General features: G+C 68.8%; 17 protein-coding genes. 3 read left to right on the top strand and 14 right to left on the bottom strand.

Translation table 11 applies throughout. The annotated features are described in order from the left end of the window. Position 1 precedes the first annotated feature (1 nt). From GXY35_08060 to GXY35_08045, 4 genes are all read right to left on the bottom strand, one after another. Positions 2-268 (bottom strand): phosphohydrolase, encoded by a 267-nt coding sequence (locus GXY35_08060; GenBank protein ID NLW94528.1) that lies wholly within the window; start codon positions 266-268, stop codon positions 2-4. After that, positions 265-1,107, bottom strand: a complete 843-nt coding sequence (locus GXY35_08055; protein NLW94527.1) for a 4Fe-4S binding protein — start codon at positions 1,105-1,107, stop codon at positions 265-267. The genes GXY35_08060 and GXY35_08055 overlap by 4 nt, the downstream gene beginning before the upstream one ends. Continuing rightward, positions 1,082-1,531 carry an Rrf2 family transcriptional regulator gene (locus GXY35_08050; GenBank protein ID NLW94526.1) on the bottom strand — a complete coding sequence of 150 codons (450 nt, stop codon included), beginning with the start codon at positions 1,529-1,531 and terminating at the stop codon, positions 1,082-1,084. The genes GXY35_08055 and GXY35_08050 overlap by 26 nt, the downstream gene beginning before the upstream one ends. Positions 1,532-1,873: 342 nt before the next feature. Continuing rightward, positions 1,874-3,157 carry an NAD(P)/FAD-dependent oxidoreductase gene (locus GXY35_08045; protein NLW94525.1) on the bottom strand — a complete coding sequence of 428 codons (1,284 nt, stop codon included), beginning with the start codon at positions 3,155-3,157 and terminating at the stop codon, positions 1,874-1,876. A 126-nt stretch (positions 3,158-3,283) separates the two neighbouring features. On the opposite strand from GXY35_08045, the gene GXY35_08040 reads away from it, so the two are divergent. The 3 genes from GXY35_08040 to GXY35_08030 all read left to right on the top strand — a co-directional run bounded on the left by GXY35_08040 (position 3,284) and on the right by GXY35_08030 (position 6,642). Beyond that, entirely contained in the window at positions 3,284-4,462 is a 1,179-nt protein-coding gene (locus GXY35_08040) for a DNA recombination protein RmuC (protein NLW94524.1), read from the top strand. A 224-nt stretch (positions 4,463-4,686) separates the two neighbouring features. Beyond that, entirely contained in the window at positions 4,687-6,306 is a 1,620-nt protein-coding gene (locus GXY35_08035; protein ID NLW94523.1) for a carbon starvation protein A, read from the top strand. Positions 6,307-6,327: 21 nt separating this feature from the next. After that, on the top strand, positions 6,328-6,642 hold the full coding sequence (locus GXY35_08030) for a thioredoxin family protein (protein NLW94522.1): 315 nt from the start codon (positions 6,328-6,330) through the stop codon (positions 6,640-6,642). Between the two features lie 17 nt (positions 6,643-6,659). Here the strand turns inward: GXY35_08030 and GXY35_08025 are convergent, their stop codons facing one another. From GXY35_08025 to GXY35_07980, 10 genes are all read right to left on the bottom strand, one after another. Then, positions 6,660-7,094 carry a hypothetical protein gene (locus tag GXY35_08025; GenBank protein NLW94521.1) on the bottom strand — a complete coding sequence of 145 codons (435 nt, stop codon included), beginning with the start codon at positions 7,092-7,094 and terminating at the stop codon, positions 6,660-6,662. Continuing rightward, positions 7,091-7,717: a MotA/TolQ/ExbB proton channel family protein gene (locus GXY35_08020; GenBank protein NLW94520.1), complete on the bottom strand. Its 627-nt coding sequence runs from the start codon at positions 7,715-7,717 to the stop codon at positions 7,091-7,093. The genes GXY35_08025 and GXY35_08020 overlap by 4 nt, the downstream gene beginning before the upstream one ends. Beyond that, complete coding sequence (locus tag GXY35_08015; GenBank protein ID NLW94519.1) at positions 7,711-8,307, bottom strand: AAA family ATPase; 597 nt, start codon at positions 8,305-8,307, stop codon at positions 7,711-7,713. The genes GXY35_08020 and GXY35_08015 overlap by 7 nt, the downstream gene beginning before the upstream one ends. After that, positions 8,304-9,131, bottom strand: a complete 828-nt coding sequence (locus GXY35_08010) for an XdhC family protein (GenBank protein NLW94518.1) — start codon at positions 9,129-9,131, stop codon at positions 8,304-8,306. The genes GXY35_08015 and GXY35_08010 overlap by 4 nt, the downstream gene beginning before the upstream one ends. Before the next feature lie 2 nt (positions 9,132-9,133). After that, positions 9,134-9,931: a hypothetical protein gene (locus GXY35_08005; GenBank protein ID NLW94517.1), complete on the bottom strand. Its 798-nt coding sequence runs from the start codon at positions 9,929-9,931 to the stop codon at positions 9,134-9,136. Continuing rightward, on the bottom strand, positions 9,928-10,539 hold the full coding sequence (locus tag GXY35_08000) for a hypothetical protein (GenBank protein NLW94516.1): 612 nt from the start codon (positions 10,537-10,539) through the stop codon (positions 9,928-9,930). The genes GXY35_08005 and GXY35_08000 overlap by 4 nt, the downstream gene beginning before the upstream one ends. Further along, positions 10,536-11,114 carry a hypothetical protein gene (locus GXY35_07995; GenBank protein ID NLW94515.1) on the bottom strand — a complete coding sequence of 193 codons (579 nt, stop codon included), beginning with the start codon at positions 11,112-11,114 and terminating at the stop codon, positions 10,536-10,538. The genes GXY35_08000 and GXY35_07995 overlap by 4 nt, the downstream gene beginning before the upstream one ends. Continuing rightward, positions 11,098-12,438: an ATP-binding cassette domain-containing protein gene (locus GXY35_07990; protein NLW94514.1), complete on the bottom strand. Its 1,341-nt coding sequence runs from the start codon at positions 12,436-12,438 to the stop codon at positions 11,098-11,100. Before GXY35_07990 ends, GXY35_07995 begins: the two co-directional genes overlap by 17 nt. 27 nt (positions 12,439-12,465) lie before the next feature. Further along, positions 12,466-14,736: a TonB-dependent receptor gene (locus GXY35_07985; GenBank protein NLW94513.1), complete on the bottom strand. Its 2,271-nt coding sequence runs from the start codon at positions 14,734-14,736 to the stop codon at positions 12,466-12,468. 208 nt (positions 14,737-14,944) lie between these two features. Continuing rightward, entirely contained in the window at positions 14,945-15,289 is a 345-nt protein-coding gene (locus GXY35_07980; GenBank protein NLW94512.1) for a LysR family transcriptional regulator, read from the bottom strand. Positions 15,290-15,395 lie beyond the last annotated feature (106 nt).

Genomic DNA, 15,395 nt, shown 5'->3' with positions numbered 1-15,395 from the left:
CTCACCTCCTCCCCCGCGACGCAATCGCCCTGTGCTGTTTCGCGCGCAGGTACCGCGCGTAGCGCTCCTCCCCGACACACCCCCTCGCCGCCGCGCACCAGTCGAGGCAGGAGGGGGGGATCTCCCTCTTCGCGGTGCGGCCGCACGCCGGGCACCGCGCCCCGTCCTCGTCCGGCCACAGCTCCACCTTCCCGCCGCACGCGCACGGCACCTCGTCGGGATACGACGCCCTGATCCGCTCCGTTCCCGGGCACCTGAATCCGCTCATCTCCTCTCACCCCGGATGCCGATCTCGACCTCCTGCAGGGGGATCTCCACGCCCGCCGCGTGCATCGCCTCCCCGACGAGGCGCACGATCCCGGCGCAGCACGGCACCTCCATCCTGGCGACGGTCACGGACCGGATTTCGTTCTGCCTGAAGATCTCCGTCAGCTTCTCGAGATACGCGGCCGTGTCGTCGAGCTTCGGGCACCCCGCGAGAAGCGCCCGGCCCGCGAGGAGCTCGTCGTGGAAACCGGCGAAGGCGAACGGCACGCAGTCGGCGGCGACGAGCAGGTCGGCCCCTTTCAGGAACGATGCGGACGCGGGCACGAGGTGCAACTGCACCGGCCACTGGCCGAGACGGGACGCGGCTGCCGGTCCGGCCGACCCGGCGCCGGCGCCTTTCCGCGGCATCCCCCATTTCGATGCCTGCGCGCCGGGACAGACGCGGGGCTTCGGCGCCGCCGCCGAGTCTCTTCGCGCCGGCTTCTCCTCCGAGGGCACCGGTATCCCCCTCTCTTCGAGGTATCCGACCGCCTCCCTCAGGTAGCCCTCCTCCCCGTGATCCCGCAGATGCGCCAGGTGCGCCCGGATGACCTTCTCCCCGCCCCGCACGATATTCTCCATCGCGCGCCGCTCGTCGTACGGCTCGGCCTCCCGATCCTCGAACGACAGCGCCCCCTCCGGGCAGTGGCCGATGCAGGCGCCGAGCCCGTCGCAGAACAGGTCGCTCAGCATGCGCGCCTTCCCGTCGACGACCTGCAGCGCCCCCTCCGGGCAGTTGGGGATGCAGAGCCCGCAGCCGGTGCACCTGGCCTCGTCAATCCTTATGATGCGTCTCTTCATCGCCGTTGTCCCCCGCGTACAGGTCCGCCAGGGAGGAGATCCGCGTCGCGGCGAGGTACCTCCCGATCTGCGCGTCCACCTTCCCGAGAAGCCCGCCGAGGATGCAGCGGGGCACGCCGCATCCGCGCCCGTCGAAGAGGCACTCGCTCTTTTCGCGCCGCCCCTCGATCGCCTCGTAGACCTCGAGCAGCGTGATCCTCCCCGGCTTCTTCGCGAGGATGAAGCCTCCGCGCGGGCCCCGGATGGAGTCCACGAGGCCGGCCTTCGCCAGGCGCTGAAGGACCTTGGAGAGGTGCGCCCCCGATACGTTGAGTCGCCGCGCGGCGCGGCTGACGGCGAGGGGACGCTTCGAATCGGCCGCCATCAGGACCACCGCGTGCATCGCGAGCGCCGCCGCCTCGGAGATCCTGAGCATCTGCGCCATGGATACCTCATTTCTAACTATTCTGGTACCACTATACCAGTATAGGGCCCGCCGTCAACAGATATTTTTCGCCCCCCGTCTCCGCACTCCCGCCGCGCGTCGCCGGCGGACCGCCCCGCCCCGCGCCGGGCTCGCCGAGGCGGAGAGGTCGATTGGTGTGTGGGGAGGGGCGGACGTGCCGCGGGGGCGTCGAGCGGAGATGCCGCACGAATGCGCGGGCCTGGCGCGGCGGCCGGACGCGAATCTCCGACTCTTCCGGGAGGACCTGTCGTGGAGGATAGACGCCCTCGAGAATGGCCGGCTCGACCGCCGGAAGAGCGACGGTCTCGTCGGGACGGGCGCTTACGTTGCGCGCGCGGCGGCCGCAAGGCCCGCGAGGTATCCCGAGGCGAAGGCGAACTGGAGGTTGAAGCCGCCGCAGTCGCCGTCGATGTCCAGCACCTCCCCGGCGAAGTGGAGGCCATTCGCAAGGCGCGACTCCATCGTCCTCCCCGCCACCTCCGCCGTGCGCACGCCGCCGGAGACGACCTGCGCGTCGCGGAAGCCGCGCGTCCCGGCGACCTTCAACTCGAGATTCGTCAGAACGTTCACGATGCGGGTGCGGTTCTCACGCGTGATCTTCTCGGACGGCGTCTCCACGTCCAGCCCGAGGACATTCCGGAAGAGAACCTGCGGGAGTTTCTTCGGGAGGATCCCCATCAGGCTGTTGCCGAGGGAGCGCTTCGGGGTGCGCTTCCAGAGCGAGAGGATCTTCTTCTCGACATCCGCGCGCGGCAGGCCGGGGAAAAGGTTGACCCGAAGCAGTGTCTCCGTGCCGGGCAGGTCCGTCTTCGCCGTCGCTGCGGCGCACAAGCCGCGCGTGACGAAGCTGCTCACGTGCAGGACCGCGGGGCCGGATACGCCGAAGTGCGTGAAGAGAAGTTCGTCCGTGGCCGTCGCAGCGACTCTCCCGCCCTGATATGCCTTCACCTCCGCGCGCGTTTTCACCCCCTGGAGGTCGAAGAGCGATTTGGCCGCGATCTCGAAGGCGACGAGGGCCGGCGCCGGGGAAACGACCGTGTGCCCGAACGCTCTCGCGAAGGCGTAGCAGTCCTCCGTGGCGCCGAGCTGCGGGTACGCGGGCCCTCCCGCGGCGAGGACAAGTTTCCGGCAGAGGAATGTTCCCCCTCCCGCGCAGCGCGCGAAAAAGCCCCCGTCCTTTCCGCGCCCAACCTCTTCGACGCGCCTCCCGAGCGAGACGGCGACGCCGCATCGCGCGACCTCCTCCTTCAGGACGTCCGCGATCGTGGAGGCCTGGTCGGTCACGGGGAAAACGCGGCCGTCCTCCTCCTCCTTGAACTCCACCCCGCGCTCCTCGAACCAGGCGAGCAAATCGTCGCTCGTGAAGCGCGGCAGGACGTTGTGGAGAAAGCGCGTCTCCTCGCCGTGGTAGCGCTCGATCGACACATTTCGGTTGGTGAGGTTGCAGCGGCCGTTCCCGGTCTTTCCGAGTTTCCGGCCGAGGACGTGGTTGTGCTCGACGAGGGCGACACGGAGGGCGTTCCCTCCGTGCTGCGCGGCGGTGACGGCGGCGAAGATCCCGGCGGGTCCTCCGCCGACGACGAGGATATCCGCATGCTCGGGCATATGGCTACTATACTAGGTGCGCGCAGGGGCGTCAAAGCCGCGCCGCTCCCCGGGGGCGGAAGAAACTGATTTTTCCGGTTACGGAACGCGGCGCGGGGGGTATGATAGCGGCACGGGAGGTGAAGCATGATGATGACGATACTCCTGATCGCGCTCAGCCTGGCACTGGCGGGGGCGCTGATGCTGCTTGTTAGATACCGGGAGGAGCGCGCCCGGCTCAGGGCCGCCCTGCAGGCGGACGCCGAGAAGCTGCAGTGGGCCGAGACCTCCCGCGCGGCGCTCGTCGACGCCTTCAAGGCGTGCGCGAGCGACGTGTTGCACGCCAACTCCGCGCAGCTCGAACAGCGGTCCCGGAGCGCGCTGGAGAACCTCGTCAAGCCGCTCACCAACGACCTCGCGTCGCTGGACATGCTGGTGCGGGCGCTCGAGAGCAAGCGCGAGGGGGCGTACCAGGCCCTCGGGCAGCAGCTCACGGAACTCGGCCGCCTCCACGCGCAGCTCCAGAGCACCACCACCACGCTGGCGCAGGCGCTGCGATCCCCGACGGTCAAGGGACGCTGGGGGGAGCTCCAGCTCCGCCGCCTCGTCGAGATGGCGGGGATGGCGGGACACGTGGATTTCGACGAGCAGGCCGCCGCCGAGGCCGGCCCCGGACGGCCCGACATGGTGATCCGCCTGCCCCAGGGCGGCATCCTGCCGATCGACTCGAAGGTCCCGCTCGACGCCTACCTCGAGGCGATGGAGACGCGGGAGGAGGCCGCGCGCGCCGCCAAACTCGCGCAGCACGCCAAGGCGATGCGGGGCAAGGTGAACGACCTCGGCAGGAAGGCGTACTGGGACCAGTTCGAGCGGGCCCCGGAGATCGTGGTGATGTTCGTGCCGCTCGAGGCGTCCCTCTCCGCCGCGTTCGAACAGGACCGGGATCTGTTCGAATACGCCATCGCCAACCGGGTCCTCATCAGCTCCCCGGTCATCCTCTTCGCGCTTCTGAAGGTGATCGCCTTCGGCTGGCAGCAGCAGCGCCTCGCGGAGAACGCGGAACGGATCGCCGAGGAGGGGCGCGAGCTGTACGGGCGGCTCGCCACCTTCGTGGGGCACTTCTCGGGGGTCGGGGAGGCGCTGGAGAAGTCAGTGAAGGGCTACAACCGGGCGGTCGCCTCGCTGGAGAGCCGCCTGATCCCGCTCGCCCGCCGATTCCAGGAGATGGGCGTCGCGCGGGACGAGATCCCCGACCCCGCGCAGCTCGACATCCAGCCCAGGACCCCCGCGGCGCTCCCGGGCGAGGGGGGGGACCCGCGCCCCTAGCGTCGGATTTCGGCGCTCAGGTGCGGCCGCGGGGTCGTCGCGGATGACGCGATCCTGACGCGCTGCGCCCGGAGCCGCGCCCTTCAGGAGCAAGAGGCCGGGCCTGCCGCCGGAGGGGGGAATGACGGCTGCGACACGCCCGTGAGCCCCGACTTTCCCGAGAAGCTACACCCCGCTCCTCCCCCTCGTTCCGTGCTATACTGGTATTTTTACGGAGCCGCCCGATGCTGACAGTCGTCTTCCTCTCCGCGGTCGTCGCCTTCGCGGCGGCGTACCTTGTCTACGGCCGCTTCCTCGCCCGCTTCTTCGGGATCGACAACACGCGCCCGACCCCGGCGCACACCGACTACGACGGGGTGGACCGGGTGCCCGCCAACCGGGCGGTCCTCCTCGGCCACCACTTCTCGTCGATCGCCGGGGCGGGGCCGATCGTGGGCCCGATCATCGCGGCGACCGCCTTCGGCTGGCTCCCGGCCCTCGTCTGGATCGTGGCGGGCTCGATCCTCATCGGCGGGGTGCACGACTTCGCGACGCTCTTCGTCTCCATCCGCCACCGGGCGCGCTCGATCGCGGAGATCGCGAGGGAATATATGTCCCCCCTCGCCTACAAGCTCTTCCTCTCCTTCATCTGGCTGACGCTGGTCTATGTGTTGATCGTCTTCACCGATCTCACCTCGGCCACCTTCGCGATGGACGGCGGGGTCGCCGTCTCCTCGATCATCTTCATCGCCCTCGCGATCGGCTTCGGCCTCTGCGTTTATCGGCTGCGGCTCACCGTGCTCGCCGCATCGCTCGTCTTCGTGCCGCTCGTCTTCCTCGCGGTCTGGGTCGGCCAGCGCATCCCGCTCCAGGCGGAGTCGGTCCGCTCCCTCACCGGCGGCGACCCGGTCAAGGTCTGGGCCGTCCTCCTCATCGTCTATTGCTTCGTCGCCTCCACGACCCCCGTCTGGGTCCTCCTCCAGCCCCGCGACTACCTCTCCTCGTTCCTGCTCTACGCCTCCGTTTTGGGCGGCCTCGTCGGCATCTCTTTCGGCGCCTTCCCCGCGAGCTTCCCCGCCTTCGTCGACTGGACCGCGCCGGAGCTCGGGTCGCTCTTCCCGATCCTCTTCATCACGGTCGCCTGCGGCGCCTGCTCGGGGTTCCACTCCATCGTCGCCTCGGGGACGTCGTCGAAGCAGCTCGACCGCGAATCGGACGCGCGGCTCGTCGGCTACGGGGCGATGCTCGTCGAGGGGGTCATCGCCGTCATCGCCCTCGCCACGGTCATCATGATCTCGCGACACGACGCCCTCGCGGGGAAGCCGCCGCTCGAGATCTACGCGACCGGCATCAGCCGCTTCCTCGCGCTCCTCCGCGTCCCGCAGAGGATCGGCTACTCGTTCGGACTCCTCGCCCTCTCAACCTTCATCCTCACCACGCTCGACACCGCGACGCGCCTCGGCCGGTACATCTTCGAGGAGTTCTTCGGCCTCGCCGGCGTGAAGACGCGCTACTGGTCCACCCTCGCCACGCTCGTCCTTCCCGCGATCTTCGTCCTCATCACGCTCCGCGACGCGCAGGGGAACCCCGTCCCGGCGTGGAAGGTCATCTGGCCCGCCTTCGGCGCCTCCAACCAGCTCCTCGCGGCGCTCACGCTCCTCGTCATCACCCTCTGGCTGAAGAAAGGAGGAAAGCGGACCGGCATCGTGCTCGTTCCGATGGCGTTCATGATCGTCATGACCGTCTGGGCGCTCGTCCTTCTCATCGGCAGGTACCGCCTGTCCGTGATCGGGCTCATCGCCGCGGTTTTGCTCCTGATGGCGCTCCTGCTGGTCCGCGAGACCGCGAGGGCCCTGCGCGCCTGACGCCGGCGCCGCGATCGAACCATGCAGACGCTCCTGAATCCGTCGTCGCTGGCCCCCCACCTCGCGGCGGGGGGGAAAACCGTCGTGCTCTTCGTGATGAGCGCCTGCCCGTACTGCCGCGCGTTCCGCCCCCGTTTCGATGCGTTCGCCGCGGCCAAGGCGGGGGGGCGCGGCTGCCTCACGGTGGTTCTCGACGATCTCGAGAACCCGCTCTGGGAAACGTACGGCGTCGAGGTGGTGCCGACGCTGATCGTCTTCGAGGGGAGGGAGGTCAGGGCGCGCCGGGACGGAAGACCCGGGCAGGGGCTCGGGGAGAAGGACCTCGAGGGGCTCTGAGGGGGGCGGCGCGCCCGTCAGCGGTCGGCGTCCCCTTCCTTCACGACGGCGATATCGAGCGCGCGCACCCGGCACGCCGAGACGATCGACAGGACGCGGACCGCCTCCTGAAACGGCGCCTGCCTGTCGGCGCGGAGGGAGATCCGCAGATCGGGATCCGCCGACTTCCTCAGGGCGATCTCGCCGCCCAGCGCCTCCTCCCCGATCCGCTCCCCGTCCAGGTACAGCTCCCCCGATTGGGTCACCGTCACGCGCGCCTCCGGGGCCTCCGGGGGCGGGGCGGCACTCTCCGCGGCGGGCAACACGATCCTGATGGCGTGCGCCCGGTCGGCGTTGAGGGTGTAGAGCAGACTGAACGAGATGAAGAAGAATATGAACAGGTTGAGCACGATGTCGGTCATCGCGACCGACTCGAGCGCCACCAGGCGTTGTCTCCTCCCGGCGATCTTCACGGTTTCCCCTCCTGCCGCGTCTCCGAGAGCGCCTCGACCAGCTGGATGCAGTGGTTGGTGAGGGCGTTGGAGAGGTTCGCGATGCGGCTCACGAAGTAGGCGTAGAAGAGGTAGAGCGGGATCGCCACGATCAGGCCCGCCGCCGTGGTGAGCATCGCCTCGTACATCCCCGCGGCGAGCACGCTGACCGTCACCTGCGCCCCCGCGCGTTCCCACGACATGAACGCGCGGATCAGTCCCGTGATGGTCCCCAGAAACCCGAGGAGCGGCTCGACGCCGATGATCGCCACGAGCGCCCCGAGGCGCCGCTCCAACCGCATAACCTGGTTGTTCCCGGCCTGCTCGATGACCCTCTCGAGCCGGTCGGGGGGGAGCGACGCCCGCGCGATCCCGATCCTGAAGACGGCGGCCAGCGGATTCGCGCCGAGTTGGCGGCAGCGCTCGAGCGCAAGGTCGGTCCTCCCCTTCCTGATATCCCGGAACACCTCCTGCACGAATTCGAACGCGTCCTCGCGCACGCGCCGAAAGACCCAGAGCCGCTCGATGACGATCGCCCACCCAACGACCGACCCGAGGATGATCGGGATCATCAGCGGGCCGCCTTTGCAGAGCATGGTCAACATACCGTCTCCCCCGTGTCGCGCGGCGCCCCGCACCCGCTCCCGCCGGGGCCGGCCAGGGCGGCGAGCAGCCCCCGCACCCGCTCCCGCGCGGCGCCGCGATTCTCCTCCGTCAGCTCCACCAGCTCGATGTCGGGCCGCGCCTTGATGCGGTCCACGAACGGACCGCGCGCCGTCTTGATCACCCCCAGCACCGGCGTCGCGGAATCCAGGCATGCGATGACCGCCTCCTGGAAGCGGGGGCTCGCGATCTCCATCTGCCCGATCTCGTCCATCACGATGAGCGGCGACGAGCCCGCCGCGTTCTCCAGCGCCGCGGCCCCCACCGCCTCGATCTCCGCCGCGTCCACCCCCATGCCGCAGACGCGGAACGCCCCCGGCGCGTCGACGGATGCGATTACCCCCCTCCTCCTGCGCACCCCGGGCGTCAACGCCTCTATCTCACACCGGATCTTCCTCCCGCGCGCGGGGAACGCCTTCGTGACGTACCCGCCGGGCCGCACCCCGAGCGACCGGACCACCGCCTCCACCAGCGTCGTCTTCCCCGCCCCGGGGGGGCCCGTGACGAGGATGTTCTTCTTCCGCGGGCTCATCGTTCCTTCGCCGTCTCGTGCCACCTGATTCGGTAATGCTCCCCGGATCCCCCCCCGGAGAGCAGCATGATCTCGGCCATGATGGAGAGGGCGATCTCCTCCGGCAGATGGCTGCCGATCTTCAGCCCCACCGGGCTGTAGAGCCGGCCGTCGACCTCCGTGCCCCGGGACCGGATGCGGTCGACAAGTATCTTCACCTTGGCCGCGCTCCCGATCATGCCGATATACGGGATCTCCCTGTTCTGCAGCAGCAGCTCGAGACACTCCTCGTCGTGCTCGTGGCCGTGCGTCACGATGACGCAGTAGCTCGACGCGGAGAGGGGGATCTTCTTCGCGAGCTCCTCGTAACGGCCGTGGATGAGCTTCCGCGCGTGCGGAAAGCGCGCGGCGGTGAGACGATCCTTTCGATTGTCGTAGACGCGGCAGGGGAGATTCAACACCGCGCACAACGCCGCGAGCTTCTCCCCGATGTGGCCCGCCCCGAAGACGACGACCTCGTGCCGGGGCACGATCGGCTCGATGAAGACGGTGAGGGCGCCACCGCACAGCCCCCGCACCTTCTTCTCCTCCGTGACCTGCCACTCGTCCCCGCGCAGGGAGAATTTCAGCGTCCGGCATCGGTTGTCCCGGATGGCCTTCTTCGCCTCCTCGAGGCCCAGATGCTCCACCGGCCCCCCGCCGATCGACCCCGCGCTGTCGCCGTGCAGGTTCACCGCCATCTTGGACCCCACCCCGCGCGGGGTCGGCCCCTCCGCCTGGACGATGGTGAGCATGGCGCAGGGGATCCCCTGCGCCTTCCAGTCGTTGACCTTCTTCAGCCACATACTCAAACCGCCTTTCTCGACGCCTCTCCCCCCGTCACGGCCTCCCTGAGCCCGGGATCGCGGAACAGGTTCACCCGGCGGATGACCCCCTCCGGCTCGAAGATGCAGCTCCCCGCGCCCCACCGGCACCAGTCGAGCGCCCGTCGGATGTCGAGGATGACCGAGGAGCCGACGAGGTCGATCCCGTGCGCGAAGAAGACCGGCGAGAGGGGAACGGTCGGCCCCATCAGCACCCGGTGCCGGGCGTTCGGGGTGCGCCGGATCACCTCCGGGAACGTGCCGTTCGTCAAGGTGAGGCCGGTGATGAAGACGAGTTCCGCGGCCGCCAGGGCGGCGTGCGAATCGTTCCAATGGATATCCCCCGGCTCGGGGAAGAGCTCGATGACGTCGACCGGGTACCCCTCGCGCCGCCACCGGTCGGCGTCGGGGAAATGGCCGATGAAGCAGGTCTTCATCCGCCGCGCGCGCTCCAGGAACGGCTCGACGGCGTTTCCCTCGACGGCGTCTTCCGGGACCGGGAGCGCGCTGTTGAGGCAGGAGATCCCGGTCGACTCCCTGAGGGTGTCGCCGCTGCCGAGCAGTTCCGGGACGATCTTCCTGACCGGTTTCCCGAGCAGCCCCTTCAGGCACGTCTCCCGGTGAGGCCGCGGATCCGGGTCCGGCATCCCCTGGAAGAGATGGGAGAAGGCGTAGCGCCGCGACTTCGTGACGATCCAGTGCAGGAATATGGACAGATCCTCGAGGATCAGTCCCTCGTCGAGGCCGTTCCAGATCTCCTCCAGGATCCCGAGATCCCTCATCGCCCCCTCCCGCCCCTGCCCGCGGCCCCGACGCGCACGTTTCTGAGGTAGAAGAGGATCGAGATCCGCTCCGCGATCAAGGCGGTGTTCCTCGCGATCGCGCCGAACAGGATGAGGCAGTCGCGCGCCGCGGGGAGGAGCGACGGCCTCTCCATCCGGTACGTGGCCCACGTCTCGCGGACCATGCGGCTCACGATCTTCGCCGCCGCCGGGCCGAGCGCGACCCGCAGGCCCACCCCGCCCATCCCGAGACGTTCCGAGGCGCGCATCACCTCCCGGAGGGAGAACGCCCCCGAGACGAGGGCCCCGAAGACCACGAAGCAGTAGGCGTGGAACAGGAACAGGGCGCCCCGGCCAAGCTGCTCCGGGGAGTACGGGAGGCCCAGGAGCGAGGTTCGGGGCTCGCCGAGGAAGAGGGGCGACGCGACGATGAAGAGCAGCGGGAAGAGCCAGAGTTTCCAGGAGCCGAACGCGGTGAGGGAGCGGCGGTCCGCGAACGCCGCGGCGAGAATGAGAAGGCCCCCGGTTGCGAGCCGCACGCGGGCATCGGCCGCGAGAAGCGAGCTCCCGAAACAGACAGACGCGAATGCGAGCGCGAGCTTGTTCATTCCCGTCGGAGATAGGCCCCGATGCCGATCGCGCACACCCCGGCGGCGATCCCGATCGCCAGGTGGCCCGCGATCCAGACGAGCAGCACCATCGCCCAGAGGTCTTCCCTCAGGTTGAACGCCGCCTGCATCTTCGCGGCGACCTTCAGGTAGGCGTCGAACACCCCCTCGCCGTAGATCAGGCGCTGGACGACGAACATATGGGGGACCCCCTCCATGCAGCAGACGACCGGGGCGAGGAAGAGGCCGATCCGCCCCGCGCCCAGCGCGGTGAACACCAGCTCGGCCACAACCGTCTCCACCCCCATCCCGATCACCGGCCAGATCCTCACCGTCCCGGCGGAGAAGCACTTCAGCACCATCGCGATGAACCCCGTGGAGAGCGTCGCGCCGAAACAGGGGGTATAGAGCCGCTCGGCGCACAGGACGATCGCGCCGATCGCCGCCATTATAGCGCCTTTGAACGGGACGTTGAAGAGGTGGAGATACGTCCCCAGGAGCGTCTCGACGACCCCCCAGAGCGCGCCGAAGATCGTGGTGTAGACGAGGACCCTGACATTATCCGCGCGGTGCATGGTCCCCCGATCCGATGGCGATGACCCTGTCGGCGATCGCGGCGATATCCGCCTCGAGGTGCGAGATGAGGAGGGCGCCCGCCCCCGCCCCCCGCATCGCGGAGAGCGCCGCGACGAACGCGTCGATCCCCGCCGCGTCGAGCGCGGCGAAGAGCTCGTCCACGATCAACAGCTCCGGCGCCCGGAGCAGCGCGCAGAGAAACGCGACCCTCTGCGCCTCCCCGAAGCTCAGCGTCTCGACGTCCCGCCGGAGCAGCGGCCCCACGGAGAGCAGACGGACCGCCTCCTCGAACGCGAGGGCCGCGCCCCGGGGCGCCCGGCGGCGCGCCGACTCGACGTTCGCCCCGACCGACTTGTGGAGCAGCTGGTGGAACGGGTTCTGGCCCACCATCGCCACCCGTTTCCGCAGGAGGGCGGGGTCCGCGTCCCTCCCCTCCCACCGGACCGTCCCCTCCGCGGGCGGCTCCGCGCCGCAGAGGATCCTCGCGAGGGAGCTCTTCCCGGAGCCGTTCGGGCCGGTGAGGCCGCAGAGCTCCCCCCTGCGGATCTCGCAGGAGAAGCCCCTGAACGCCTCCTCGCCGGTCTCGCTCCTCCAGGTGATCTCCTCGACGGCGCACAGCTCCGAAAACGCCCGCCCCCCCCGCACCAGGCCTTTCCCGCGCGCGACGCGGCGCCCCCCGCCCTCCCGCGTCTCGACGAGCCGCCCCCCCTCGAGGACGTACCAGCGGTCGATCAGCCCGCCGAGCCGTTCGCAGTCGTGCCCGATGAGGAGGATGGACGAGCCGCCCTCCTTGCGCCGCGCGAGGAGGCGGGAGAGCCGCTCGGCGCCGTCGTCGTCGAGGTGCGCCGACGGCTCGTCGAGCAGGATGAGGCGCGCGTCGCCGCACCAGAGGGCGCACGCCGCGACGAGCCGCTGCTTCTCGCCGTAGGAGAGCTGATAGACCTTCCGCCTCCGCAGGTCGCCGAGCCCCGCGGCCTCGGCGATCCCGGCCGCCGGCTCCGGCCTCGCGCGGCCGTCGGAATAGGCGATGAAGAACGAGATCTCCTCCTCCACCGCGTCGCAGAGGATCTGCGCCTCGGGGTTCTGGAGGATGACCGCGGGTCTCGCGTCCGGCCCCGGCCCCTCGATCGATCCGGAGAGTTCCCCCTTGACGAAGGCGGGGATGATCCCGGCGAGGACCGCGACGAGCGTGCTCTTCCCGCTCCCGTTGGGGCCGGTGATCGCCGCGCACTCCCCCGCGGCGAGGTCGAGATTCAGCCGGTCGAGGACGAACTCCCCGGACGGGGCGTACCTGAAACAAAGATCGCGCACCGTGAGGGGCATAGACCGTCCCGCCGCCGTCCTCGCCGCTCAGTACTTGGCGTCGATCCCGAAGAGGACCGTCCTCCCCCGCTGCGGGAAGCCGTAGACGGTCTCGTAGTTGCGGTCCCAGATGTTCTCGAGGGAGACATAGCCGTCGAGATAGCGGGTGAGCGGCTGCGTGAACTTGACGTTGCAGAGATAGTAGCCCTTCGCCACCTCCTCGTCAAGCTCCGGGTCCTGCGCGGTGGGGAGCTGCGAGAATATCTTGCTGGTGATCTGCTGCGTGAGATCGATCCTGGTCTCGGTGTACGGGAGCGTATAGCGGAGGCCCATGTCGATCTTGTGCGCGGGGAGGTCCACCACATAGTCGGAGGCGTGACCCCTGCTCCGGTCGCGGGCGTGGTTGTAGGTATAGCCGAGGGTGAAGGCGGCGCGCTCGAACGGTTTGAGCTCCGTGTTGAGCTCGATGCCGTTCATGATGATCTTCCCGTAGTTCCGGTAGATATTCGTGGGATCGGGTCCGTCGCGGCTGATGTAGTCCCGCAGGTAGTGATTGAAGTACGCGACCTCCGCCCACGCCATCCCGTCGAAAAAGGAGCGGGAGGCGCCGAGGGTGTAGTTGAGACTGGTCTCGGGGTCGAGGTCGGCGTTGCCCCCCTTGCTCGAGTAGAGCTGCTGCAGGGTGGGGAAGCGCCCCTTCCTCGCCAGCGAGGTGAAGAGCTTGGTCGTGTCCGGAAGGCGGTACTCGAGGCCGCCCATCGGCGTCAGCATATCCTTCAGGCTCGGCCGCTCGTTGTTCTGCCGCCCGGTGAACGCCCCGTCCATCTTGCTCGTCGTGTTCCGCTGCGACTTCCAGACGTCGAACCAGTCCCAGCCCATGCCGGCGACGGCGGTCAGGTTCTTGACGAGACGGAACTCGTTCTCGGCGGCGACCGATCCGGTGTTCGAGAGCGACTCGGAGAACGGGAGGTACGAGTCGTCGCGCTCGCGGTGCGAGTCGATCTTGTAGTGGAAGGCGAGCCGGAACGTGTCCCACTTCGTCAGGTCGTAGTCGGCGATGACGCTGTCCCCCACCGAGTAGTCCCTGTAGGCGCTGCGGGCGAGCTTGTCCGTGTAGTCCTCGTCCGTGTATGACACGAGCGCGTCCTGGTGGTTGTGGAAATAGGCGTTGTTGCGCAGGAGGAACTTCTCCGTGATCCGCTGCTTCGCGTTGAAATCCACCCCCCAGTCGTCGTACCTGTCGAACCGGGCGAACTGCGAGAAGGCGGGCGGGTCCGGGAAGACGGTGGTATCGGCGACCGACGGCGGCCAGCCCCACTTGGACATGATCCAGTAGGCGTTCACGAAATACTCGGAGTCCTCGGCAGGCGTCACGCCGAATTTCGCCCAGAAACTGTCGGTCTTGAAGCTGGAGTTGCTCCGGAAACCGCCGTCGTCGATGACCGCCCGCCGCGGCCCCCCGGGCTTGCTGAAAATCGTCCCCTCGGCCGCCTTGAAGTTGTCGGACATCCTCCATGCGCTCGTCTCGTTGTGCGTGTAATTGAACCAGTATTTGAAGACCCCCTCCTCGCCCCCGGTCGTCGCCGAGACGCGGTTGTGGTCCTTCTCGCCGAGCTCGACGTTGCTCCCCAGCGTGAACGGCTTCCCGGCGTTCTTGGTGACGATGTTGATGACGCCTGCCTCCGCGTTCGGTCCGTAGATGACGGAGGGGGCTCCCTTGATCACCTCGATCTTGGCGATGATGTCGGCGGGGATCTGGCTCAGGTTGAGCTTCCCGTAGTTCGTCTCGTAGTACGGGACGCCGTCGATCAGCACCAGGACCTTCTCCTGCCCCATCCCGTGGATGCTCACGTCGGGCTCGTTCTTGGCGCCCTGCAGCACCTGCACGCCCGTGGCGTAGCGCAGCGCCTCGGCCGCCGTCTTGCTGTTTGTGGCCGCGATCTTCTCCGCGGAGACCTCGTTGTAGAGGGCGATCTCGTTCGCCTTCGTCTGCCCCGCGACCACGATCTCCCCGAGGGTGTACGGCACGTAGCCGCTCTCGTTGAAACCGGCGGGGGCGCCCTGGGGGGCGATGAAGGAGAGCGGCCCCGCGGGGGTGGCGGCGGGCGACGGGGAGGGGGCGGCCGCCTGATCCGAGCCCGTCTCCGCGGTCGCGTCCTGAACGGCCGCCGCATCCGCAGCGGGGGTGCCCGGCCCGGTCGCCGGGGCCGCCGCGTCGGCCGCATCCGAAGCCGCCTGGCAGAACGCCGTGCCGCATGGCGCGAGAGCGACACCAAGGATGATCATCGACACCGCCAAGGATACCCTGCCCGTGCGCATCAACGCCCCCTCCCTCTGTCCGGCGTCCCCCGCGACCCCCCGCGCAGGGGCGGCGCGGTATTTTTAGAGGCCGATATATATACCAATGTATATCGGGGTGTCAACATTATTTTTCGGACATTTTTGGACACCGCGATTTCCGGCGCGGCGGGCGTGCGGATCGTCTGCGCGCAGGCCGCGCGCGGCGCGGAGGGCGGGAGGGGATGGATCAGCGACGGGAGAGGAGGCGTCGGCGGCTGAACGACTTTTCGGCGTGTGCGTTGAGCGCGGAGAGGAACCGGTCGTACTCCTCGATGTAGCGTTCGGCGAACGGCGTGATCTCCGCCCCGCCGTGTTTCGCGCCGCCCCTCGTGCGGATGACGACCTTGCGCCCCAGGTTCTTCTCGAGGCGGTTGAGAATCTTCAGCGCCTTGACGTAGGAGAGCTCCATGTCCGCGGCGGCTCGATGGATCGACTTGAATCGCTTGACCCGCCGCAGCAGCCAGACGAGCCCGATACCCATGAACCCCTCGCCGCGGGCGTTGACGATGCTCACCTTCAGGCGGAGTTTCATACGCCGCCAGTATACCCCCTCCCCCTGCGCGGGCACAAGGGGAACGCGCCCGGGGAAACGCCGGTTTTCACGATCCGGGGCGCCATGACCGGGATCCGCCATGGAT

The organism is Chlamydiota bacterium (genome assembly GCA_012729785.1).
Lineage (GTDB): Bacteria > Auribacterota > Tritonobacteria > UBA1439 > UBA1439 > UBA1439.
Note: the sequence above shows the minus strand (reverse complement) of the source record. Positions and strands in the feature narration are given on the sequence as shown.